The following is a 21,438-nucleotide window of genomic DNA, read 5'->3' as shown; positions in this document are numbered from 1 at the left end:
AGGTCCCGAAACGAAGAGGGAGGGCCCCGGCCGAATCGGCCGGGGCCCTCCCTCGTGTCGTCACCGCGTACGGACCGCCGCGGCTGCCGCGCTCTGCGGCTACTGGCCGTCGCGGCCGCCGATCACCGTGTCCGGGTCGATCGTGATGCCGGGGAAGGGGTTGTCCGGCTGGCCGGCTCCGCCGCCCGTGGCGCCGCCGCCCGGTCCGCCCGTCTGGCCCGCGTTCTGGCCGCCGGGCCGCCCGCCGGGCTTGCCGTCGCCGCCGGGCTTGCCGGGCTTGCTCGGGTTGGTGGACGGCTTGTTGCCGCGGGGGCCGCCGGAGGGCACGTTCGGTTCTGCGATGTGGACCGTGGTGAAGCGCAGGGCCTCGCGGCCGGACAGCGCGCCCGTGATCGCGTCCTTCCAGATCGGGCCGGGCAGGCCACCGCCGAAGACCTTGTCGTAGCCCCGGCCGCCGATGGTGATGTTCTCCATCGTGATCTTCTTCGCGCCGCCCGAGCCGACCCACACCGCGCCCGAGACGTTCGGCGTGTAGCCCACGAACCAGGCGTTGTAGCGGGAGTCCGTCGTACCGGTCTTGCCCGCGCTGTCGCGGTCGGTCAGGCCGGCCCGCTCACCGGTGCCGGAGTCGACCACGCCGCTCAGCAGGGTGTTGATGGTGTCGGCGGTGTTCTGCGACATCGCCCGCTCGCACTTGCTCTTGGGCACCGCCAGCGCCTTGCCGTGCGCGTCGGTGATCGATTCGATGGCGACCGGGGTGCAGTGGACGCCGCGGTTGGCGAAGGTCGCGTACGCGTTGGCCATCGTCAGCGGGGACATCTCCTCCGAGCCGAGCGCGATGGCGGGGCCGTCGGCCAGCTTCGCGCCGCTCGCCGGCACCACGCCGAGCTTCGCCGCCATCTCCGACACCGGGCACAGGCCGATCTCGGAGATCATCTCGACGAAGTAGGTGTTGATCGACTTCTCCATCGCCGTGCGCAGCGCGTAGGGGCCGACCTCGTCCTCGGTCTCGTTCTCCGCGGATTCCTTGCGCGTGTTGACGTACTGCGAGCCGTCGCAGCGGGAGATCGGGCTCGGGTAGTCCATCTTGTTCGGGGCGCCGTAGACCTTCGTCGGCGGCATGCCCCGCTCCAGGGCGGCGGCGGCGATGAACGGCTTGAAGGTCGATCCGACCTGGAAGCCGAAGTTCGAGCCGCCCATCCGCTTGTCCACGGAGTAGTTGATCTGCGTCTCGTTCTTGCCGAAGCCGTACGGCTTGGACTGGCCCATCGCCAGCACCCGTCCGGTGCCCGGCTGGACCATGGTCACAGCCGTCGCGATCGAGTCCTCCTGGTAGACGTGGTCCTTGATCGACTCGTTGGCCGCGTCCTGCGACTGCGGGTCCAGGGTGGTGCGTACGGTCAGGCCGCCCTGGTTCCAGACCTTCGCCCGCTCCTCGCGCGTCTTGCCGAAGACCGGGTCGGTCAGGAAGGAGTTGCGCACGTAGTCGCAGAAGAAGCCCGCGCCCTTGACCGCCGTGATGCAGCCGTTCCTGGGCTTGGTGACCTTCAGCGTGACCGGCTTGGCCTTCGCCGCGTCGGCCTCCGCCTGCGAGACGTCCTTGGTGTCGGCCATCCGCTGGAGGACGATGTTGCGGCGCTTCGTCGCCTCCTGGTTGTCGTTCACCGGGTCGTAGCGGCTCGGTGACTGCACGACGCCCGCCAGGAGCGCGGACTCCTCCAGGGTCAGGTCCTTGGCCGGCTTGCTGAAGTACCGCTGGGCCGCGGATTCGATCCCGTAGGCCTGCTGGCCGAAGTAGGTGATGTTGAGGTAGTTCTCGAGGATCTTCTTCTTCCCGAGCTCCTCCTCGACCTGGATCGAGTACTTCAGCTCGCGGATCTTGCGGCCGAGGCTCTTCTCCTGGGCCTCGCGCACCTTGGTCTCGTCGTCGCCGGCCTCCTCGACGAACACGTTCTTCACGTACTGCTGGGTGAGCGTGGACGCGCCCTGCGCCGCGCCGCCCTCCTGCGCGTTGCGGTTGACCGCGCGCAGGATGCCCTTGAGGTCGACGGCGCCGTGCTCGTAGAAACGCGAGTCCTCGATGGCGACGATGGCCTTCTGCATGTACGGGGAGATCGACGTGAGCGGGACCACCTGACGGTCGCGCGAATAGACGGTGGCGATCAAGCCACCCTCGGCGTCCAGAATCGTGGTCCGCTGGCTCAGCGGCGGTGTCTTGAGATTGGCCGGGATCTCATCGAATCCCTCGACCGTGCCCTTGGCGGCCAGTCCCAGGGCGCCTGCAGCCGGAATCGCCATGCCCGCCAGCACGACTCCGGAGAGAACGGACACCCCGAGGAACTTGGCGGCCTGCTGGCTCCCGGTGAGCCCGCCGCCCGAGCGCTTCTTTCCCATGGAGGGCAGCCTACGTTCTGATTCGCCGGACACGCGCGAATGCCTTGGCCTAAGCTGACCCCAACTGTCACAGCAGTCCGGTGCGACATCAACCCCTCGGCTTGATTTTCACCCTTCCCGAATGGGGTGGACTGATGTCCGAATCCCGCTGCCGCCATGAACTGGATCCGCCGATTGCACCCGAATCGTCGGAATGGTCGGGCATGTCGCCGGATCACTCCGTCGGGTGATCTGCCGCTTACCCATAGTCCGTTCGGACCATTCAAGATTGGGCCCGTCGGGGGTGTTGCGCTGTGCCCGCCTTCCGTAACGTCCTCAACTGGCAGCGGTGAATATGCCGCTACCGCCGTGGGGGAGCCTCGATTCGGGAGAGGACGGCGCCGGGATGGGCTGGGTTACCGACTGGAGTGCGCAGGCAGCCTGCCGCACTACCGATCCGGATGAACTGTTCGTTCAAGGAGCGGCACAGAACAGGGCCAAGGCGGTGTGCACCGGATGTCCGGTGCGGACCGAATGCCTGGCCGATGCCCTCGACAATCGCGTCGAGTTCGGCGTGTGGGGCGGAATGACCGAGCGGGAACGACGTGCGCTGCTGCGCCGGCGTCCCACCGTCACCTCGTGGCGACGGCTGCTCGAAACCGCTCGTACGGAGTACGAGCGCAGCACGGGCATCCTCACCATGGATGCAGACGCGGAGATCGACGTTCCGTACGAGACGTACGCGGCAGCCGGGTAGAACACGCGGCCGCCACCCCGTACGAACGCCTACGCTCCGGCCGGCACCCCGGCCGCGAGTCGTTCTCCGATGGCCCGCAGCCCGGCGAGGTCGTGCACATCGCCGGGCAGGGCGGCCACTTCAGCCACCGCCACTTCGGGGTGGAGCGAGGTGAAGCGATCACGCGTGCGCTGCTCACGCGCGATCACCTGCATCCGTTCGGCGTGCAGGCGCAGCAGTCCTGCCGTGATCCGGTCGACGGCCGTGGTGTCGTCATCGGCGCCGGGGGGTTCGGCGGCCGTGTCACGAAGTCCAGCTTTCCCGGACTCCTGATCGACAATGCCGCCTTCTTCAAGATTCTCTGCGGCGGCCAACGCCCGTTCGGCGGACAGCTGGTCGGCGCCGCTGCCGTGCACCCGGTTGAGCACCAGGCCGGCCAGCGGCATCCGCTCCGCGGCCAGCCGCTCCACGAAGTACGCCGCCTCGCGCAGGGCGTCCGGTTCGGGCGCCGCGACCACGAGGAAGGCCGTACCGGGTGCCTGGAGCAGCCGGAAGGTCGCGTCGGCGCGTGTGCGGAAGCCGCCGAACATCGTGTCCATCGCCGCCACGAAGGTCTGTACGTCCTTCAGCAGCGAAGCCCCCATCAGTTTGCTGAGGGTGCCGGTCATCATCGACATGCCGACATTCAGGAACTTCATCCCGGCCCGGCCGCCCACCTTCGCCGGAGCCATCAGCACCCGGATGAACTTCCCGTCCAGGAAGGACCCCAGGCGCCCCGGCGCGTCGAGGAAGTCCAGCGCCGACCGGCTCGGCGGGGTGTCCACGATGATCAGGTCCCAGTCGTCCCGGGCCCGCAGCTGCCCGAGCTTCTCCATCGCCATGTACTCCTGCGTGCCCGCGAAGCCGGCCGACAGGGACTGGTAGAAGGGGTTGGCGAGGATGGCGCGGGCCCGCTCGGTGTCCGCGTGCGCTTCGACGATCTCGTCGAAGGTCCGCTTCATGTCCAGCATCATGGCGTGCAGTTCGCCGCCGCCCTCGCCGGCGGCCCGGACCCTGCGAGGGGTGTTGTCCAGCGAGTCGATCCCCATCGACTGCGCGAGCCGCCGCGCCGGGTCGATGGTCAGCACGACCGCCTTCCGCCCGCGCGCGGCCGCCCGTACGCCCAGCGCCGCGGCCGTGGTGGTCTTGCCGACGCCGCCCGCCCCGCAGCACACGATGATGCGGGTCTCCCGGTCGTCCAGCAGCCGGTCGACCGCCAGCCGCGGCGGAGTGTCCAGGCCCACCGTGTCCACCCCCTCGCTCATTCGGCCACCGACTGCTTCCGAAGTTCCTTGGCCAGCTCGTAGAGCCCGGCCAGATCCATCCCCGCCCCGAGCAGGGGCAGTTCGTACGTCGGCAGGTCCAGGCCCGCCAGTACGGCGCGCTGCGCGCGCTCCAGCTCCACCCGGCCCGCGTGCTCGGCGGCCTGCGCGAGCAGCGGATCGACCAGCCGCTCCGCCAGCCCGCCGCGGCGCGCGCCGCCCAGGCCCGCCCGGGACAGCGCCTTCGCGACCCCGGCGCGGTGCTCCTCGGCCGCGGTGCGCAGGGTGTCCTCGTCCAAGTGGTGCGGGCGGACCATGTTGACGACGACCCGGCCGACCGGCAGCCCCGCCTCGCGCAGCTCCTCGATGCCGTCCGCGGTCTCCTGCACGGGCATCTCCTCCAGGAGGGTGACCAGGTGCACCGCCGTCTCGGGAGACTTGAGCACCTTCATGACGGCCTGCGCCTGGTTGTGGATCGGGCCGAACCGGGCCAGGCCCGCCACCTCGTCGTTGACGTTCAGGAACCGGGTGATCCGCCCGGTCGGCGGCGCGTCCATGATCACGTGGTCGTAGACGAACCGCCCGGCCTTGTCCTTGCGGCGCACCGCCTCGCACGCCTTGCCGGTCAGCAGCACGTCGCGCAGGCCGGGGGCGATGGTCGTGGCGAAGTCGATGGCGCCGAGCTTCTTGAGGGCGCGTCCGGCCGAGCCGAGCTTGTAGAACATCTGGAGGTAGTCCAGCAGCGCCCGCTCGGCGTCGATGGCGAGCGCGAAGACCTCGCCCCCGCCCGGCGCCACCGCGATCTTGCGCTCCTCGTAGGGGAGCGCCTCGGCGCCGAAGAGCTGCGCGAGCCCCTGCCTGCCCTCGACCTCCACCAGAAGAGTCCGTCTGCCCTCGCGCGCGAGGGCAAGCGCGAGTGCCGCGGCGACCGTGGTCTTGCCGGTGCCGCCCTTGCCGCTGACCACCTGGAGCCTGCTCACATCGACCGAGCCTAACCACTCGCCTCCCGGGGCGCGCATGAGCCCCGCATCACAGGCACTACCCTCGCTCCCATGACCAAGAAGTTCGAATACGCGACGGTCCCGCTGCTGGTTCACGCCACCAAGCAGATCCTGGACACCTGGGGCGAGGACGGCTGGGAGCTCGTCCAGGTCGTGCCCGGCCCGAACAACCCCGAGCAGCTCGTGGCCTACCTCAAGCGGGAGAAGGCATGAGCGGCGTCGTCGACGCGAAGCTGGCCGAGCTCGGCCTGACCCTGCCCGAGGTCGTCCCGCCGCTCGCCACGTACCAGCCGGCCGTGCGGTCGGGCGCCTACGTCTACACCGCGGGCCAGCTCCCGATGGTCAAGGGCAGCATGCCGGTCACCGGCAAGGTCGGCGCCGAGGTCTCCCCGGAGCAGGCCAAGGAACTGGCCGCCACCTGCGCGCTGAACGCCCTGGCCGCCGTCAAGTCGGTCGTCGGTGACCTCGACAAGATCGCGCGTGTCGTGAAGGTCGTCGGCTTCGTCGCCTCGGCCCCCGACTTCACCGGCCAGCCGGGCGTGCTGAACGGCGCGAGCGAGCTGCTCGGCGCCGTCCTCGGCGAGAAGGGCGTCCACGCCCGCAGCGCCGTCGGTGTGGCGGTTTTGCCGCTCGACGCGCCCGTCGAGGTCGAGATCCAGGTCGAGCTGGTCCCCGGAGCCTGACCCCTGCGGGGAGCCGTACGGACGGGCGCCGGCCTGCACCCGGCCGGGCGCCCCGCGGCTTCGCACTGCGGCGTGCCGCACCCGGGTGGGCAAGGCCCCCGGGTGCGGCCGTCCCGGGCCCGGGACGGCCGGGCTGCCGCGCCCCTCGCCGGTGCCGCGCGGCACGGGACGCGGCGGCGCGTGAGGGTGCACGGGAGGCGGGCCCTCGAACATCGGGCCGGATGGCCGTAGCATCCGGCCATGCCGAATGGTCAGCAGCAGCCCCCCGCCGGGGGCCAGTGGTACCCGCCCGAATGGCCCGACCGCATCCGCGCGCTCGCGGACGGCTCGCTCACCCCGGTGGAACCGCGGCTCGCCGCCACCGTGATGCTCCTGCGCGACACTCCTGAGGGCGGCCCCGTCGTCCACATGCTGCGCAGACGGGCCTCCATGGCCTTCGCCGGCGGCGCGTACGCCTATCCGGGCGGTGGGGTGGACCCCCGCGACGAGGAGCACCACGTCGGCTGGGCGGGTCCCTCCCAGGCGGAGTGGGCGGCCCGGCTCGGGACCGACCCCCGCACCGCGCAGGCCATCGTCTGCGGCGCCGTACGTGAGACCTTCGAGGAGGCGGGCGTCCTGCTCGCCGGCCCGACCCGGGACACCGTCGTCGGCGACACCACCGGTGACGACTGGGAGGCGGACCGGCAGGCCCTCGTGGCCCGGGAGCTGTCCTTCGCGGGCTTCCTCGAACGCCGCGGCCTGTGGCTGCGCTCCGACCTGCTCGGGGCGTGGGCGCGCTGGATCACTCCCGAGTTCGAGCCGCGCCGCTACGACACCTGGTTCTTCGTGGCAGCCCTCCCCGAGGGCCAGCGCACCCGCAACGCCTCCACCGAGGCCGACCGGACCGTCTGGATCCGCCCGGCCGACGCCGCCGCCGGCTACGACAAGGGCGAGCTGCTGATGATGCCGCCCACCATCTCCACGCTGCGCTCCCTGGAGCCGTACGGGAGCGCCGCGGACGCGCTCACCGCGGCCGGGGCCCAGGAGCTCGCCCCGGTGCTGGCGCAGGCCGCTCTGGAGGACGGCGAGGTGGTGCTCAGCTGGCCGGGCCACGACGAGTTCACCAAGCGCGTCCGTCTCGGGCGCCCCGGAGGCCCCGGAGGTCCCGCATGAGCGACGCCGCAGCACTGCCGGGGCAGCCCCGCGGACTCGTCACCTCCGGGCCGGCGACCGCCCGCGCGGTGAACGTCCTGGCCCCCAACGCCTCCGCCATGACCCTGGACGGCACCAACACCTGGCTGCTGTCCGAGCCGGGCTCGGACCTCGCCGTCGTCATCGACCCCGGCCCGCTGGACGAGGCCCACCTGCGGGCGGTCGTCGCCACCGCCGAGCAGGCGGGCAAGCGGGTCGCGCTCACCCTGCTCACCCACGGACACCCCGACCACGCGGAGGGCGCCGGCCGCTTCGCCGAGCTCACCGGCACCAAGGTGCGCGCGCTGGACCCGGCCCTGCGCCTGGGCGACGAGGGCCTCGCCGCCGGGGACGTGATCCGGACCGGCGGGCTGGAGCTGCGCGTGGTCCCGACCCCGGGCCACACCAGCGATTCGCTCTGCTTCCACCTGCCCGCCGACCGGGCGGTGCTGACCGGCGACACCATCCTCGGCCGCGGCACCACGGTGGTCGCGCACCCCGACGGGCGCCTCGGCGACTACCTGGACTCCCTGCGCCGCCTGCGCTCCCTCACCGTGGACGACGGCGTGCACACCGTCCTGCCGGGGCACGGGCCGGTCCTGGAGGACGCACAGGGCGCCGTGGAGTACTACCTGGCCCACCGGGCGCACCGGCTGGCACAGGTCGAGACGGCCGTCGAGAACGGCTTCACCACGCCCGACGCGGTCGTGGCCCAGGTGTACGCGGACGTGGACCGCTCTCTGTGGCCGGCGGCGCAATGGTCCGTCCGCGCTCAGCTCGAGTACCTTCAAGATCACGGATTGATCCCTGGAGGGCCCGAATGAACACCGTGTTCCTGCTCGTCATGCTCATAGGAACCGCCGGGTGGATCACCTCGACGGTGTCGCTGCGCGTGAAGGGCCTCCAGGTGCAGGCGGACCGGACGGAGCGCCGCCTGGCGCTGCTGCTGGACCACCTGGGCATCGAGGAGCCGGAGCCGGCGGGCATGGACGAGGTGCGGGACCTGATCCGCGCGGACCGGCACATCTCGGCCATCAAGGCCTACCGCCGCATCACCGGCGCGGGCCTGGCGGAGGCCAAGCTGGCCGTCGACGCCCTCGCCGTCGGCCTGCAGAAGAACTAGACGGCCTGGGCGCCGCCCCCGCGCCCGGAGAGCCGCGTCTTCGTGCCGTGGCGGGCCGTGTACTCGTCCGCGAGCCACGGGCCGAGGTCCTCGACGTAACCGCGCGGGACGGCCGGATCCTCCACCGGATCCAGGGCCACCGCGGCGGCGGCCCGCATCTGGGCGGCGCGCTCCGGGTAGTAGCTGCCGAATACCTCGGCGGACTCGGCCAGATCGCTGGTCCAGCCGCCCCACCGGGGCATGACCAGCGTGAATCCTGTGCGCACCAGGCGGCGTGCGAAGAGGCGGCTGAGCCGCCGGTACTCCTGCGGTCCGGAGGCCTCCCGCAGGCTGGTCCGCCACGTGGGCAGGAGCGAGGCGAGGTCGCCGTTGGTCTCACGGGCGAGCAGGCTGTCCGGCCGGTAGCGCGGCAGGTGCTCGGCAAGGTCCGCGCCGAGCAGCGGGGTGCACAGGCAGGCGAGGAACCAGCCCAGGTCGAATCGTTCCTCCTCGCTCAGCACGGTGTCCTTGTCGTGCAGCAGGACGCCGACCCCGCCGATCTCCTCGAAGTCCTCGTCGAGGCCGCGCGCGAGGACCTCGGCGGTGTCGCGGTCGTCGTGCGAGGGCGCGTGGTGCAGGACGAGCAGCAGGTCGAGGTCGGAGTGCCCGGGCCGGGCGCTCCCGCGCGGCACGGAACCGTACAGGTACGCGCTGTGCAGCCGCCGCCCGTACGCCTCGGCCGTCCGCTCGCGCGCGGCGGCCACGACCCCCCGGAACTCGTTCTGCACCTGCCCGAGGGAGCCCTCCCGCTCGAAGTACCCGTAGGCGTCCAGACCCCTGTGCTCCATACCTCCACTGTGCACAGGTCGGCGCCGCCGGCGTCCGAGGCGCGGGGGAGCCGGAGGGGAGCCCCCGCGAACGGACCCGCCCCCGTGCCACGCCCGGGCACGCGGAAGGGGCCTGTCCGGCCGGACAGGACCCTTCTGATGCGCCGCGCGACGTGCGGCGTGCGGGTGTCGTCAGCGGGAGCGCTTCGCGAGGCGCTCCACGTCCAGCAGGATCACCGCACGGGCCTCCAGGCGGAGCCAGCCGCGGCCCGCGAAGTCGGCCAGGGCCTTGTTCACGGTCTCGCGCGAGGCGCCGACGAGCTGCGCGAGCTCTTCCTGCGTGAGGTCGTGGACGACGTGGATGCCCTCCTCCGACTGCACGCCGAAGCGGCGCGACAGGTCGAGGAGCGCCCGGGCCACGCGGCCGGGAACGTCGGAGAAGACCAGGTCGGACATCTGGTCGTTGGTCTTGCGCAGGCGCCGGGCGACGGCGCGCAGCAGCGCGGTCGCGACCTCGGGCCGGGCGTTGAGCCAGGGCTGGAGGTCGCCGTGGCCGAGGCCGAGCAGCTTGACCTCGGTCAGGGCGGTGGCGGTGGCGGTGCGCGGGCCCGGGTCGAAGAGCGACAGCTCGCCGATCAGCTCGCCGGGGCCGAGGACGGCCAGCATGTTCTCGCGGCCGTCGGGGGAGGTGCGGTGCAGCTTCACCTTGCCCTCGGTCACGACATACAGCCGGTCGCCGGGGTCGCCCTCGTGGAACAGGGCGTCACCGCGTGCGAGGGTCACCTCGCCCATGGAGGCGCGGAGCTCCGCGGCCTGCTCGTCATCGAGCGCCGCGAAGAGCGGGGCGCGCCGCAGAACGTCGTCCACGAGTCTCTCTCCTATGTCGACCAGCTCAGGGGACCGCTCCCCATTTTGCCGGACGGCTCAAACAGTGCGATCAATCACAAGGATGCCGGACGGACGGGCGTGCTGTGCGGCGAGAGGCCAATCGGAGTCGTGTTACCTGAGGTCCGGGCGGGTGTCAGCGCCCGGCCTTAGGCTGGCCGGGTGTCCAATAAGCCGGTGAGAGCACAGGCCAAGGGGTCCGCAGGAGTGACGGACGCCCGAAATTCAGCTGTGGGCGAACAAGGTCCTTCGGAGGTGCCCCCGAAGGCCGTGACTGCCCCTCAGGGCAAAGTTTCGGCCAAGAAACCGAAGGCTGCCAAGCCGGAATCCCGCCTGGCCATGGTGCGCCGGGCGCGCCGGATCAACCGAGAGCTGGCCGAGACCTACCCGTACGCCCATCCGGAGCTCGACTTCCGCAATCCCTTCGAGCTGCTCGTCGCGACAGTGCTGTCCGCGCAGACCACCGACCTGCGCGTGAACCAGACGACCCCGGCGCTCTTCGCGGCCTACCCGACCCCCGAGGACATGGCCGCGGCCGTCCCCGAGGATCTGGAGGAGCTCATCCGCCCGACCGGGTTCTTCCGGATGAAGGCCAGGTCGCTGCTGGGCCTCTCCCAGGCGCTGCGGGACGACCACGGCGGGGAGGTGCCGGGCCGGCTGGAGGACCTGGTCAAGCTGCCGGGCGTCGGCCGCAAGACCGCCAACGTGGTCCTCGGCAACGCGTTCGGCGTTCCCGGGATCACGGTGGACACCCATTTCGGCCGGCTGGTGCGCCGCTGGAAGTGGACCGAGCAGGAGGACCCGGAGAAGGTCGAGGCGGAGATCTGCGCGATCTTCCCGAAGAGCGAGTGGACGATGCTCTCGCACCGGGTCGTCTTCCACGGCCGCCGCATCTGCCACGCCCGCAAGCCCGCCTGCGGGGCCTGCCCGATCGCCCCGCTCTGCCCGGCGTACGGGGAGGGCGAGACGGACCCGGAGAAGGCGAGGAAGCTGCTCAAGTACGAGAAGGGCGGCCAGCCGGGCCAGCGGCTGAGTCCGCCCCCGGACTACCCGGGCCTGCCCGCCCCGCCGCTGGGCGCGGGCGCGGCGCAGCAGGCGTAGGAACGAATCGGTACCCGGACCGCGTTTGCGGTGTGGGAGACGCTGTTGACAGAGGAACGCGGACAGGGGTGCCTATGACGCGCGGTACACGGGACGAGGCCGGGGTCGCTGCGGGAGTGCGCGAGGGGGGCGGCCCGGCCGTCACCACCGCGGGGCTGCCCGACTGGCTCGATCCCGTCGTCAAGGCGGCCCGGACCGTCGAGCCGCGGCAGCTGAGCCGTTTCCTGCCGCCCGAGGACGGCCGCGGGCGGCAGTCCGCCGTCCTCATCCTCTTCGGGGAGGGGTCCCGCGGTCCGGAGCTGCTCCTGATGGAACGTGCCGGAACCCTCCGCTCCCATGCGGGCCAGCCGTCCTTCCCGGGCGGCGCGCTGGATCCGGAAGACGGGGATCCGCACACCACGGGCCCGCTGGCCGCCGCGCTGCGCGAGGCCGAGGAGGAAACGGGGCTCGATCCTTCCGGGGTGCAGCTCTTCGGGGTGCTGCCCCGGCTCTACATCCCGGTCAGCGAGTTCGTCGTGACCCCGGTCCTCGGGTGGTGGCACACCCCGAGCCCGGTGGGCGTCGTGGACCCGGCCGAGACCGCCCGGGTGTTCACGGTTCCGGTGGCCGACCTCACGGATCCCGAGCACCGGGTCACGACGGTCCACCCGCGGGGCCACCTGGGCCCCGGTTTCACCGTCGAATCGGCCCTCGTCTGGGGTTTCACGGCCGGGGTGATCGACCGGATCCTGCACTTCGCCGGATGGGAACGTCCGTGGGACCGATCACGTCAGGTCCCGCTCGACTGGCACGCATGAGACGGTGGCCCACGTGAACGTGCTGGACATCCTGTTGCTGCTCGCCGCCGTGTGGTTCGCGATCGTCGGCTACCGCCAGGGGTTCGTCGTCGGCATCCTGTCGGTGATCGGCTTCCTGGGCGGTGGCCTCGTCGCCGTTGCCCTGCTCCCGCTGATCTGGGACCGGGTGACCGACAACGGCACCCAGGTGTCCACCACGGTCGTCGTCATCGCCGTCGTGGCGATCATCATCTGCGCCTCGGTCGGCCAGGCGCTGACCACCCATCTCGGCGGCAAGCTCCGCCGCCAGATCACCGGCCCGTCGGCGCGCGTGCTCGACGCCACCGGCGGAGCCCTGGTCAACGTCGTCGCGATGCTCCTCGTGGCCTGGCTGATCGGCTCGGCGCTCGCCGGCACCTCGCTGCCCACCCTGGGCAAGGAGGTCCGCAACTCCAAGGTCCTGCTGGGCGTTTCGCGGGTGCTGCCCGACCAGGCGAACAACTGGTTCTCGGAGTTCAGCTCCACTCTCGCGCGCAACGGCTTCCCGCAGGTGTTCAGCCCGTTCTCCAACGAGCCCATCACCGAGGTGAAGGCGCCCGATCCGGCGCTGGCCACCAGCCCCGTCGCGGACGTGGCGAAGCGCTCGATCGTGAAGGTCGTCGGCACGGCGCCCAGTTGCAGCAAGGTCCTGGAGGGCACGGGCTTCGTCTTCGCGCCCGGCAAGGTCATGACCAACGCGCACGTCGTGGGCGGGGTCGGCGAGCCGACCGTGCAGATCGGCGGCGAGGGCAGGCTCTACGACGGCAAGGTCGTGCTCTACGACTGGGAGCGCGACATCGCCGTCCTGGACGTGCCCAAGCTGAAGGCGCCGCCGCTGGAGTTCACCGACAAGGACGCGGCGAGCGGCAGCGACGCGATCGTCGCCGGATTCCCGGAGAACGGCGCGTACGACGTCCGCGCGGCCCGGGTCCGCGGCCGGATCAACGCCAACGGACCGGACATCTACCACCGCGGTACTGTCCGACGCGACGTCTACTCGCTGTTCGCGACGGTCCGGCAGGGCAACTCCGGCGGCCCGCTGCTGACCCCCGACGGCAAGGTGTACGGGGTCGTGTTCGCGAAGTCCCTCGACGACCCGAACACCGGCTACGCGCTGACCGTGGACGAGATCCGCGACGACATCGAGAAGGGCCGGACCGCCGAGCGCAGGGTCGAGAGCCAGGGCTGCGCCCTCTGACCCGGCGCCCCCGCCGGGTCCCTACGTCCGTGGATGCCGCAGGCGTGCGGAGACCCAGCGGGCCCGGCGGCGCAGGATGAGGGGAATCCCGAGGTGTGGGTCGTGGCCGTGTCGGCCGGCCCTCTCGTGCGTGCCCGGCGTAGCTGCCGAGCGGCGTTCGTGCGCGGTGTCACCGTAGTCGTGCGTCCAGCTCATACTCGGCTCTGTGCCCGGGCCTCAAGGTCCGTAATCGCGTAGGGGGCGGCCAATTGGCCTATGCGCGGGGCAATTGAATGCTCGTAAGACGATCTGACCACTGAACTGCCGTTCGCGCGGCGGGCGGTCAGCGGTCGGGCTCGGGGTCCTTCAGCCAGTTCACCAGCTCGGTCGAGAAGGCGACGGGGTCCTCCTCGTGCGGGAAGTGCCCCAGCCCGTCGAACAGCCGCCAACGGTAGGGGGCTTCGACGTACTCGCCGGATCCCGCGGCGCTCCGCGTCCGCATCACCGGGTCGAGCGAACCGTGCAGGTGCAGCGTGGGCACGCGGACCGGGCGCTTCATCCGCCGGTTGAACTGGAGCCCGTCGGGCCGGGCCATCGACCGCATCATCCAGCGGTACGGCTCGATCGAGCAGTGCGCGGTGGAGGGGATGCACATGGCCCGCCGGTAGACGGCGAGGTCGTCCTCCTCGGGAGGCCGCGGCCCTGACCAGTCGCGGATCAGGTCCCCCACGAGGGCCCCGCCGTCGGCGACGAGCTGCCGCTCGGGGACGAACGGCCGCTGGAAGCCCCAGATGTGGGAACTCGCCCGGGTCTGCCCGAAGTCCGACAGCATCGCCGAGCGCCACCGCCGGGGATGCGGCATGGACGACACGACGAGCCGGCGCACCAGCTTGGGCCGCATGACGGCCGCCGTCCAGGCGAGGTACCCGCCCAGGTCGTGACCGACGAGTGCGGCGTCCGGCTCGCCGAGGGACCGGATGACCCCGGTGACGTCGAGGGCCAGGTTGGCGGGGTCGTAGCCGCGCGGGGTGCGGTCGCTGCCACCGACTCCGCGCAGGTCCATCGCGACGGCCCGGTACCCGGCATCGGCGAGCGCGGTCAGCTGGTGCCGCCACGTCCACCAGAACTGCGGGAAGCCGTGCAGCAGCAGCACCAGCGGTCCGTCACCGAGCTCGGCGACGTGGAAGCGGGCGCCGTTGGCGGCCACGTCCCGGTGCGTCACCGCTTCCCCGCCGGGGAGGCCGAGCCGCACGGCTGTGGCTGCCGTGGGCGGAATGCTGGGGTCCGGCGTGGGCGCTGTCATGAGGACGAGCGTGCCACACCTACAGCCTTGTCACTGACCGGCCGCGGGTGCGGCTTGACGGTCCCGACCAGCGCGGCGGTCTGCTTGACCGAGGCGATGGACTTCTCCGGCGGCTTGACCTTCTTGAACTTCCGTACGGCGATCAGCGCGAGCACGCCCGCGATCAGCAGGAACGCGCCGCCGACGATCAGGAAGGACCAGGCCAGGCCGAGCCCCAGGTTGTGGATGCCGTACGCCGCGGCGAAAGTCAGCACCGGGAGGGAGAAGACGGCGAACACTCCTGCGACGGCGATCGAGGCGGAACCGCTGCCCACGCGCTTGACGTCCTCGCGGATTTCCGCCTTGGCCAGGGCGATCTCGTCGTGAACCAGGGCGGACATCTCGGCGGTGGCCGAGGCGACCAGCTGGCCGAGTGTGCGCTCGGCTCCCTGCGCCTCTTGGTCCACTGCGCTCATCGCTCTCTCCCTCTGTCGTCCGCGTCGCCCGCCACCTGGCGGCGGTCGTGCGTGTGTCCCTGCTTCGTCACTCAGATCATGCCGGACGGTCGGCCTCGGTGGTGGACCCGGCTGCGGTTTGGAGCGCGGCGGCGGCCGCCTTCTCCGCCCTGCGGCGGTGTTCCGCGGCCCGGTCCTCGTAGATCTTCGCCATCCGCAGGTGGTACTCGGGCTTGTCCTCCTCGTAGATGTCCGGGATGCCGTCGTGGTCCTCGTCGCGCTCCTCGGCCTCGGTGAGCGCGCGGTAGCGGCTGTTGCGGAGCTTGAGCAGGACGCATGCGATCACGGCGGCGATGAGGGAGCCGAGCAGCACGGCGGCCTTGATCTCGTCGGTGAGGGTCTGGTCGCCCGCGAAGGCGAGCTCGCCGATGAGGAGGGAGACGGTGAAGCCGATGCCGGCGAGCGTGGCCACGGCGAATACGTCGGGCCAGGCCAGGTCCTCGTTCAGCTCGGCCCGGGTGAAGCGGGCGGCCAGCCAGGTGCCGCCGAAGATGCCCGCGGCCTTGCCGACGACGAGGCCGAGGACGACGCCCAGGGTCTCGGGGCGGGTGAAGACCTGAGCGATGGCCTCGTCGGAGAGCGAGACGCCGGCGGAGAAGAGCGCGAAGAGGGGCACGGCGAGACCGGCGGAGACGGGCCGGACCAGGTGCTCGATGTGCTCGCCGGGTGAGGTCCGCTCGCCCTCCCTGCGGGTGCAGCGGAGCATCAGGCCCATGGCGACCCCGGCGATGGTGGCGTGGACGCCGCTGTTGTACATCAGGCCCCAGATGACCAGGGCGAGCGGGACGTAGACGTACCAGCCCCGGATGCCGCGGCGCAGCAGGAACCAGAAGAGGACCAGTCCGACGAGTGCGCCGCCGAGGGCCAGGAAGTCGATCTCGCTGGTGAAGAACACGGCGATGATCAGGATGGCGAAGAGGTCGTCGACGACGGCGAGAGTCAGCAGGAAGGCGCGCAGGGCCGACGGCAGGGAGGTGCCGATGACGGCGAGGACGGCGAGTGCGAAGGCGATGTCGGTGGCCGTCGGGACGGCCCAGCCGTCCATCGAGCCGTTGCCGGTGATGTTGACCAGGGCGTAGACCAGCGCGGGCACGGCCATGCCGCAGAGGGCGGCGATCACCGGGAGCGCGGCGGCCTTGGGATCGCGCAGGTCGCCCGCCACGAGTTCGCGCTTGAGCTCGATGCCGGCGACGAAGAAGAAGACGGCGAGGAGCCCGTCGGCCGCCCAGTGCTGGAGGGAGAGGTCCAGGCCGAGGGAGGCGGGGCCGATGTGGAAGGACCGGACGCTCGCGTAGCTGTCCGAGATGGCGGGGATGTTGGCCCACAACAGGGCGGCGATGGCGGCCACGAGCAGCAGGACTCCGCCCACCGTCTCGGCGCGCAGGGCATCGGCGATGTAGCGGCTCTCGGGCAGCGACAGGCGGCCGAGCAGTTTGCGGCTCTTGTGGTCGGTGGGGCAGGGCGCGGCCACGAGGGGCACCTCCGGGGGGTGTTGGACGGCATGGCGGAACTCGTTGCCGACCAGACTTCCCGGCGCACCCTGTGAAACTTTTACGCTTTCAATATTTTACAGGGTGTACGCGAGGGCGTATCCGGCGATCATCACTTTATGCGCGAAAGGGGCACCCGGCGCGTCGCGCCGAGTGCCCCTCCCCGGGTGGGTCGCCGGTGTCGCCCGGTCAGTCCTCGCTGCCGGCGGCGGCCGGGAGCTTGCTCTGGATGAGGTCCATGACCGAGGAGTCGGCGAGCGTGGTGACGTCTCCGACCGCGCGGTTCTCCGCCACGTCGCGCAGCAGGCGGCGCATGATCTTGCCGGAGCGGGTCTTCGGCAGCTCCTGGACCGGCAGGATCCGCTTGGGCTTGGCGATCGGGCCGAGCGTGCTGCCCACGTGGTTGCGCAGGTCCGCGACCAGGGTCTCGGTCTCGGAGGCGCTGCCGCGCAGGATGACGAAGGCCACGATGGCCTGGCCGGTCGTCTCGTCGGCGGCGCCGACCACGGCCGCCTCGGCGACCGAGGGGTGCGAGACGAGCGCCGACTCGACCTCGGTGGTCGAGATGTTGTGGCCGGAGACCAGCATCACGTCGTCCACCCGGCCCAGCAGCCAGATGTCGCCGTCGTCGTCCTTCTTCGCGCCGTCGCCCGCGAAGTACTTGCCCTCGAAGCGGGACCAGTAGGTGTCGATGAACCGCTGGTCGTCGCCCCAGATGGTGCGCAGCATCGACGGCCACGGCTCGGTGAGGACCAGGTAGCCGCCTCCGCCGTTCGGGACCTCGTGCGCCTCGTCGTCCACGACGGTGGCGGAGATTCCGGGCAGGGCGCGCTGGGCGGAGCCCGGCTTGGTGTGCGTGACGCCCGGCAGCGGGGAGATCATCATCGCGCCGGTCTCGGTCTGCCACCAGGTGTCCACGATCGGGCAGCGGTCGCCGCCGATGTGCTTGCGGTACCAGATCCAGGCCTCGGGGTTGATCGGCTCGCCGACCGAGCCCAGCACGCGCAGGCTCGACAGGTCGAACTTCGCGGGGATGTCGTCGCCCCACTTCATGAACGTGCGGATGGCCGTGGGCGCCGTGTAGAGGATGGTGACGCCGTACTTCTGCACGACCTCCCAGAAGCGGCCCTGGTGCGGGGTGTCCGGCGTGCCCTCGTACATGACCTGCGTGGCGCCGTTCGCGAGCGGCCCGTAGACGATGTAGGAGTGCCCGGTCACCCAGCCGATGTCGGCCGTGCACCAGTAGACGTCGCTCTCCGGCTTCAGGTCGAAGACCGCGTGGTGGGTGTACGCCGCCTGCGTGAGATAGCCGCCGGACGTGTGCAGGATGCCCTTCGGCTTACCCGTGGTCCCCGAGGTGTAGAGGATGAAGAGCGGGTGCTCGGCGTCGAAGGCCTGCGGCGTGTGCTCGGCGGACTGGCGGGCGACCACGTCGTGCCACCAGACGTCGCGGCCCTCGGTGAAGGCGGTGTCCTGGCCGGTGCGGCGTACGACGAGCACGTGCTCGACCTGCGGGCACTTGGCGACGGCCTCGTCGATGGCGGGCTTCAGGGCGCTGGGCTTGCCGCGGCGGTAGCCGCCGTCGGCGGTGATGACCAGCTTGGCGTCGGCGTCCTGGATCCGGGAGGCGACGGCGTCGGCGGAGAAGCCGCCGAAGACCACGGAGTGCGCGGCGCCGATACGGGCGCACGCGAGCATCGCGACGACCGCCTCGGGGATCATCGGGAGGTAGACGGCGACGCGGTCGCCGGCCTCGACGCCCAGCTCGGTCAGGGCGTTGGCGGCCCTGGAGACCTCGTCCTTGAGCTCGGCGTAGGTGATCGCGCGGCTGTCGCCGGGCTCGCCCTCGAAGTGGATGGCGACGCGGTCGCCGTTTCCGGCCTCGACGTGGCGGTCCACACAGTTGTACGCGACGTTCAGCCTGCCGTCCGCGAACCACTTCGCGAAGGGCGGGTTCGTCCAGTCGAGCGTCTCGGTCGGCTCGGTGGCCCAGGTCAGCCGCCGGGCCTGCTCGGCCCAGAAGCCCAGCCGGTCCGCGTCGGCCTGTGCGTACGCAGCCTCTTTCACATTGGCGGCGGCGGCCAGATCGGCGGGCGGTGCGAACCGCCGCTCCTCCTTGAGCAGATTGGCCAGGCTTTCATTGCTCACGACATCTCCCTTTCCCAGGGTGTCCGTTGTGTCCCCGGGCATAGCTCATCAGTCTGCGGCCCAGGTGACAAGGGGTAGCCTGAAATTGGTTTAGACCTATATCACGCAGACGGCCCGCACGAGAACGGCGTGCGAACGGCCCCTCCCCGCTGCAGGGTGCGGGAAGGGGCCATTCGATGGCACGGATACCGGAGAGTATCGGTTCAGACGTGCTGGCCGACGGTGTCGAAGACGCTGCAGTCGAAGAAGTCCTCGCCCTCGGACAGCAGGTACGCCTGGGCCTCGCCCACGTGGAAGTACATCCCGTGCAGCTCCAGGGTGCCCTCGGCGAGCCGCCTGGCCACCGATTCGTGGGCCCTCAGGTGCTCCAGCTGCTGGACCACATTGGTCAGGCACAGCTGCTCCACGGCGTCCGCGGGGAGCCGGCCCGCGATCCGGGCCCAGGCGTGGTGGCGGCTGGCCATCCGGGCCAGGCTGGGCAGCCCGTGCCGCAGCCACCGGCGCAGCGGGGTCATCGTGACCCCGGGCGCGGAGCTGAGCAGGGCCTGCATGGCCCCGCAGCCCGAGTGCCCGCAGACCGTGATGCTGTCCACCTGGAGCACGTCCACCGCGTACTCGATGGCCGCCGCGACGGAGTCGTCCGTGGACTCCGCGCCGGGCAGCGGCACCAGATTGCCGACGTTGCGGACGGTGAACAGGTCTCCCGGGCCGCTCGCCGTGATCATGCTGGTCACCAGGCGGGAGTCGGCGCAGGTGATGAAGAGCTGCGAGGGCCGCTGCCCCTCGCGGGCGAGCCGGGCCAGCTCGTCGCGTACGTGGGGTGCGGTGTCGCGCTGGAAGGCGCTGATCCCGCTGGCCAGTTGGCCCGCGCCGCGCCGCCGGGGAGTCGGCGAGAGGTCTTGAGCCCCGCCGTCCTCCGTGGCCGTGGCCGCCGCTTCGGCCATGGTCGCGGCCGTGGCCGTACGGGTGGAGGGCGCGCGGTGGTCGCAGTGGTTCTGCCAGGGGGTCCAGGGGCGGCAGCACTGGTGCGTCCCGCGCTGCTGGGCGCGGCGGGACCGCTCGCCAGGGTGGCCGCCCTCGGCGTGGCGGGTGTTGTGCCCGCGACCCGACCTGTGCGCCCCGCCCGCGCCGTCGGCCCGGTCGGCCACTTCGGTCCAGTCGGCGCCGTCGGCCTCGTCCGATCCGCCGGGCGAGCCGGCCTTGCCGTCCGCGCCCGGGCCCGAGCCCGGGTCGGCCCCGGTGATCCGGGCCGCCTGGCCGGAGCGGCCGGTGACCTCAAGGGATCCTCCGTGCGCGAGGTGGGACTGCTGCCAGTCCTGGATCGTCTCGTAGGCGGCGTGGTCCATGAAGGAGCCGTCGAGCTCGATCACGACATGCGTGTCGTGCGGGATCTGGTTGAGCACCCGGCTCAGCCGCGGCACCGCGAGGAAGGTCAACTGCCCGCGCGCCCGCACCTGGTGGGCGCCGCCGTCCAGCCGCTCCAGCGTGATCCGCGTCCGGGCGAGCCGGTGCAGGGCCAGGGCGACGGCCACCGCGATGCCCACGGCCACGCCCTCCAGCACCCCGCCCAGCACCACGGCGACGATGGTCGTCCCGTAGACGAGCGCTTCCCGGTGCCGGGTGACGCTGCGCAGGTGCGTGATGCTGACCATCTGCACACCCACCGCCATGACGAGGGCGGCCAGCGTGGCCAGCGGGATCAGGTCCAGGAGCGGCACGAGCAGGAACGCTGCCAGCAGTACCCAGAACCCGTGCAGCATGGACGACTTGCGGCTGGCCGCACCGGACTTGACGTTCGCCACGCTGCGCACGGCCACACCCGTGATGGGCAGGCCGCCCAGGGCTCCGGAGACGATGTTCGCCGCGCCCTGGCCGCGCAGTTCCCGGTCGAGGTCGGCCCGCGGCGGGCGGTTGTCCGTACCCCGCTCGGAGGCGATCAGCTTGTCGGTCGCGACCGCGGAGAGCAGCGACTCCACGCTTCCGACCAGGGTGATGGTCAGTACGGCGGCGATGAGGCCGAGGACCGGCCCTTCGGGCATCTCCGGAAGGGCGTGGCTGCGCCAGGACGGCAGGTCCACCCGCGGCAGGCTGAGCCCGGCCAGTGCGGCGAAGACGGTGGCCGTGGCGACGGCGGCGAGGGGCGCCGGCACCTTGCGCACGGCGCGGCCCGCCCGCCCGGGCAGCCGCGGCCAGCCGAGCAGGACGATCAGGGTCAGCGCGCTGATGCCGAGCGCCACGGGGTGCAGGTCCGCCAACTGGCCGGGCAGGCCGAGGACGTTCGCCACGGCCGAGCTCTGCGGGGTGCCGCCGAGCACGATGTGCAGCTGGGCCAGCGCGATGGTCACGCCGATGCCCGCGAGCATGCCGTGCACGATGGCCGGGCTGACCATGAGCGCGGACCGGGCGGTGCGCAGGGCGGCGAGGCCGAGCTGGCAGAACCCGGCGAGCACGGTGATGGCGCACGTGGTGCGCCATCCGTAGTGCTGGATCAACTCGGCGGTGACCACGGTGAGCCCGGCCGCAGGCCCGCTGACCTGGAGCGGTGCGCCGCCCAGGCGTCCGGCGACGATCCCGCCCACCGCGGCCGCGACCAGGCCCGCCTGGAGCGGGGCTCCGGTGGCCAGTGCGATGCCGAGGGAGAGCGGGATGGCGATCAGGAAGACGGTGATGGAGGCGGAGAGGTCCGCGGGGAGGTCTTTGCGAACCCCTTGGGGTGTGCGTGTGGGGGAAGTGGCTGTCATGGGGTCCCGTCTCCTCGGGGATGAGGGGTGAAGCGGCGGGAGTCTCAACACTCAGTAAATGGATGGTAATGGAGAGTAAAGATGAGTGGTG

The 21,438-nt window shown here is 71.5% G+C and carries 19 protein-coding genes; 9 read left to right on the top strand and 10 right to left on the bottom strand.

Annotation, left to right across the window (positions count from 1 at the left end; all coding sequences use genetic code 11):
* Positions 1–99 precede the first annotated feature (99 nt).
* Entirely contained in the window at positions 100–2,394 is a 2,295-nt protein-coding gene (locus E6U81_RS16745; protein WP_136230879.1) for a transglycosylase domain-containing protein, read from the bottom strand.
* 385 nt (positions 2,395–2,779) lie between these two features.
* Between E6U81_RS16745 and E6U81_RS16735 the strand changes: the two genes are divergently transcribed.
* Complete coding sequence (locus E6U81_RS16735) at positions 2,780–3,130, top strand: WhiB family transcriptional regulator (RefSeq protein ID WP_030648100.1); 351 nt, start codon at positions 2,780–2,782, stop codon at positions 3,128–3,130.
* A 29-nt stretch (positions 3,131–3,159) separates the two neighbouring features.
* Here E6U81_RS16735 and E6U81_RS16730 read toward each other — a convergent pair whose 3' ends face one another.
* Both E6U81_RS16730 and E6U81_RS16725 read right to left on the bottom strand, forming a co-directional pair.
* Positions 3,160–4,413 carry an ArsA-related P-loop ATPase gene (locus E6U81_RS16730; protein WP_206309951.1) on the bottom strand — a complete coding sequence of 418 codons (1,254 nt, stop codon included), beginning with the start codon at positions 4,411–4,413 and terminating at the stop codon, positions 3,160–3,162.
* Positions 4,410–5,390: an ArsA-related P-loop ATPase gene (locus E6U81_RS16725; protein ID WP_136230878.1), complete on the bottom strand. Its 981-nt coding sequence runs from the start codon at positions 5,388–5,390 to the stop codon at positions 4,410–4,412. Before E6U81_RS16725 ends, E6U81_RS16730 begins: the two co-directional genes overlap by 4 nt.
* Positions 5,391–5,462: 72 nt before the next feature.
* On the opposite strand from E6U81_RS16725, the gene E6U81_RS16720 reads away from it, so the two are divergent.
* The 5 genes from E6U81_RS16720 to E6U81_RS16700 all read left to right on the top strand — a co-directional run bounded on the left by E6U81_RS16720 (position 5,463) and on the right by E6U81_RS16700 (position 8,387).
* Positions 5,463–5,624, top strand: a complete 162-nt coding sequence (locus E6U81_RS16720) for a DUF4177 domain-containing protein (protein WP_007264966.1) — start codon at positions 5,463–5,465, stop codon at positions 5,622–5,624.
* Positions 5,621–6,094: a RidA family protein gene (locus E6U81_RS16715; RefSeq protein WP_030648108.1), complete on the top strand. Its 474-nt coding sequence runs from the start codon at positions 5,621–5,623 to the stop codon at positions 6,092–6,094. The genes E6U81_RS16720 and E6U81_RS16715 overlap by 4 nt, the downstream gene beginning before the upstream one ends.
* 240 nt (positions 6,095–6,334) lie before the next feature.
* Complete coding sequence (locus E6U81_RS16710) at positions 6,335–7,246, top strand: NUDIX hydrolase (RefSeq protein ID WP_136230877.1); 912 nt, start codon at positions 6,335–6,337, stop codon at positions 7,244–7,246.
* Positions 7,243–8,088, top strand: a complete 846-nt coding sequence (locus E6U81_RS16705) for an MBL fold metallo-hydrolase (protein ID WP_136230876.1) — start codon at positions 7,243–7,245, stop codon at positions 8,086–8,088. The genes E6U81_RS16710 and E6U81_RS16705 overlap by 4 nt, the downstream gene beginning before the upstream one ends.
* On the top strand, positions 8,085–8,387 hold the full coding sequence (locus tag E6U81_RS16700) for a hypothetical protein (RefSeq protein WP_136230875.1): 303 nt from the start codon (positions 8,085–8,087) through the stop codon (positions 8,385–8,387). Before E6U81_RS16705 ends, E6U81_RS16700 begins: the two co-directional genes overlap by 4 nt.
* Here E6U81_RS16700 and E6U81_RS16695 read toward each other — a convergent pair.
* Complete coding sequence (locus E6U81_RS16695; protein ID WP_136230874.1) at positions 8,384–9,214, bottom strand: nucleotidyltransferase domain-containing protein; 831 nt, start codon at positions 9,212–9,214, stop codon at positions 8,384–8,386. The genes E6U81_RS16700 and E6U81_RS16695 overlap by 4 nt on opposite strands.
* A 171-nt stretch (positions 9,215–9,385) precedes the next feature.
* Positions 9,386–10,060 (bottom strand): Crp/Fnr family transcriptional regulator, encoded by a 675-nt coding sequence (locus E6U81_RS16690; protein ID WP_003981529.1) that lies wholly within the window; start codon positions 10,058–10,060, stop codon positions 9,386–9,388.
* Between the two features lie 288 nt (positions 10,061–10,348).
* On the opposite strand from E6U81_RS16690, the gene nth reads away from it, so the two are divergent.
* The 3 genes from nth to E6U81_RS16675 all read left to right on the top strand — a co-directional run bounded on the left by nth (position 10,349) and on the right by E6U81_RS16675 (position 13,192).
* A complete protein-coding gene (nth, locus tag E6U81_RS16685) occupies positions 10,349–11,179 on the top strand; it encodes an endonuclease III (protein ID WP_240803854.1) in 831 nt (276 codons plus the stop codon).
* A gap of 74 nt (positions 11,180–11,253) precedes the next feature.
* Positions 11,254–11,976 (top strand): CoA pyrophosphatase, encoded by a 723-nt coding sequence (locus tag E6U81_RS16680; protein ID WP_240803853.1) that lies wholly within the window; start codon positions 11,254–11,256, stop codon positions 11,974–11,976.
* A 13-nt stretch (positions 11,977–11,989) separates the two neighbouring features.
* Positions 11,990–13,192: a MarP family serine protease gene (locus tag E6U81_RS16675; protein ID WP_136230872.1), complete on the top strand. Its 1,203-nt coding sequence runs from the start codon at positions 11,990–11,992 to the stop codon at positions 13,190–13,192.
* A gap of 322 nt (positions 13,193–13,514) precedes the next feature.
* Here E6U81_RS16675 and E6U81_RS16670 read toward each other — a convergent pair whose 3' ends face one another.
* The 5 genes from E6U81_RS16670 to E6U81_RS16650 form a co-directional block, all read right to left on the bottom strand.
* Positions 13,515–14,474 (bottom strand): alpha/beta hydrolase, encoded by a 960-nt coding sequence (locus E6U81_RS16670; protein ID WP_136230871.1) that lies wholly within the window; start codon positions 14,472–14,474, stop codon positions 13,515–13,517.
* The gene (locus E6U81_RS16665) at positions 14,471–14,929 is read right to left on the bottom strand and encodes a phage holin family protein (protein ID WP_136230870.1); all 459 of its coding nucleotides are present in this window, start codon (positions 14,927–14,929) and stop codon (positions 14,471–14,473) included. The genes E6U81_RS16670 and E6U81_RS16665 overlap by 4 nt, the downstream gene beginning before the upstream one ends.
* A 76-nt stretch (positions 14,930–15,005) precedes the next feature.
* Positions 15,006–16,439 carry a Na+/H+ antiporter NhaA gene (nhaA, locus tag E6U81_RS16660; protein WP_136230869.1) on the bottom strand — a complete coding sequence of 478 codons (1,434 nt, stop codon included), beginning with the start codon at positions 16,437–16,439 and terminating at the stop codon, positions 15,006–15,008.
* A gap of 208 nt (positions 16,440–16,647) precedes the next feature.
* Positions 16,648–18,648, bottom strand: coding sequence for an acetate--CoA ligase (gene acs / locus E6U81_RS16655; RefSeq protein WP_206309950.1), 2,001 nt, complete (start codon positions 18,646–18,648; stop codon positions 16,648–16,650).
* 161 nt (positions 18,649–18,809) lie between these two features.
* Positions 18,810–21,347 (bottom strand): bifunctional SulP family inorganic anion transporter/carbonic anhydrase, encoded by a 2,538-nt coding sequence (locus tag E6U81_RS16650; protein ID WP_136230867.1) that lies wholly within the window; start codon positions 21,345–21,347, stop codon positions 18,810–18,812.
* Positions 21,348–21,438: the final 91 nt, after the last annotated feature.

Origin of the sequence: Streptomyces sp. A0592 (assembly GCF_004795115.1) — a bacterium.
Taxonomy (GTDB): Bacteria; Actinomycetota; Actinomycetes; order Streptomycetales; family Streptomycetaceae; genus Streptomyces; species Streptomyces erythrochromogenes.
Note: the sequence above shows the minus strand (reverse complement) of the source record. Positions and strands in the feature narration are given on the sequence as shown.

Excerpts from the sequence above, each read along its gene's own strand:
- E6U81_RS16715 (WP_030648108.1), top strand. The coding sequence starts at position 5,621 with ATGAGCGGCGTCGTCGACGCGAAGCTGGCCGAGCTCGGCCTGACCCTG.
- E6U81_RS16730 (WP_206309951.1), bottom strand. The coding sequence starts at position 4,413 with ATGAGCGAGGGGGTGGACACGGTGGGCCTGGACACTCCGCCGCGGCTG.
- E6U81_RS16695 (WP_136230874.1), bottom strand. The coding sequence starts at position 9,214 with ATGGAGCACAGGGGTCTGGACGCCTACGGGTACTTCGAGCGGGAGGGC.
- E6U81_RS16700 (WP_136230875.1), top strand. The coding sequence starts at position 8,085 with ATGAACACCGTGTTCCTGCTCGTCATGCTCATAGGAACCGCCGGGTGG.
- E6U81_RS16650 (WP_136230867.1), bottom strand. The coding sequence starts at position 21,347 with ATGACAGCCACTTCCCCCACACGCACACCCCAAGGGGTTCGCAAAGAC.
- acs (WP_206309950.1), bottom strand. The coding sequence starts at position 18,648 with ATGCCCGGGGACACAACGGACACCCTGGGAAAGGGAGATGTCGTGAGC.
- E6U81_RS16710 (WP_136230877.1), top strand. The coding sequence starts at position 6,335 with ATGCCGAATGGTCAGCAGCAGCCCCCCGCCGGGGGCCAGTGGTACCCG.
- E6U81_RS16680 (WP_240803853.1), top strand. The coding sequence starts at position 11,254 with ATGACGCGCGGTACACGGGACGAGGCCGGGGTCGCTGCGGGAGTGCGC.
- E6U81_RS16705 (WP_136230876.1), top strand. The coding sequence starts at position 7,243 with ATGAGCGACGCCGCAGCACTGCCGGGGCAGCCCCGCGGACTCGTCACC.
- E6U81_RS16720 (WP_007264966.1), top strand. The coding sequence starts at position 5,463 with ATGACCAAGAAGTTCGAATACGCGACGGTCCCGCTGCTGGTTCACGCC.
- E6U81_RS16735 (WP_030648100.1), top strand. The coding sequence starts at position 2,780 with ATGGGCTGGGTTACCGACTGGAGTGCGCAGGCAGCCTGCCGCACTACC.
- E6U81_RS16745 (WP_136230879.1), bottom strand. The coding sequence starts at position 2,394 with ATGGGAAAGAAGCGCTCGGGCGGCGGGCTCACCGGGAGCCAGCAGGCC.
- E6U81_RS16670 (WP_136230871.1), bottom strand. The coding sequence starts at position 14,474 with ATGACAGCGCCCACGCCGGACCCCAGCATTCCGCCCACGGCAGCCACA.
- E6U81_RS16665 (WP_136230870.1), bottom strand. The coding sequence starts at position 14,929 with ATGAGCGCAGTGGACCAAGAGGCGCAGGGAGCCGAGCGCACACTCGGC.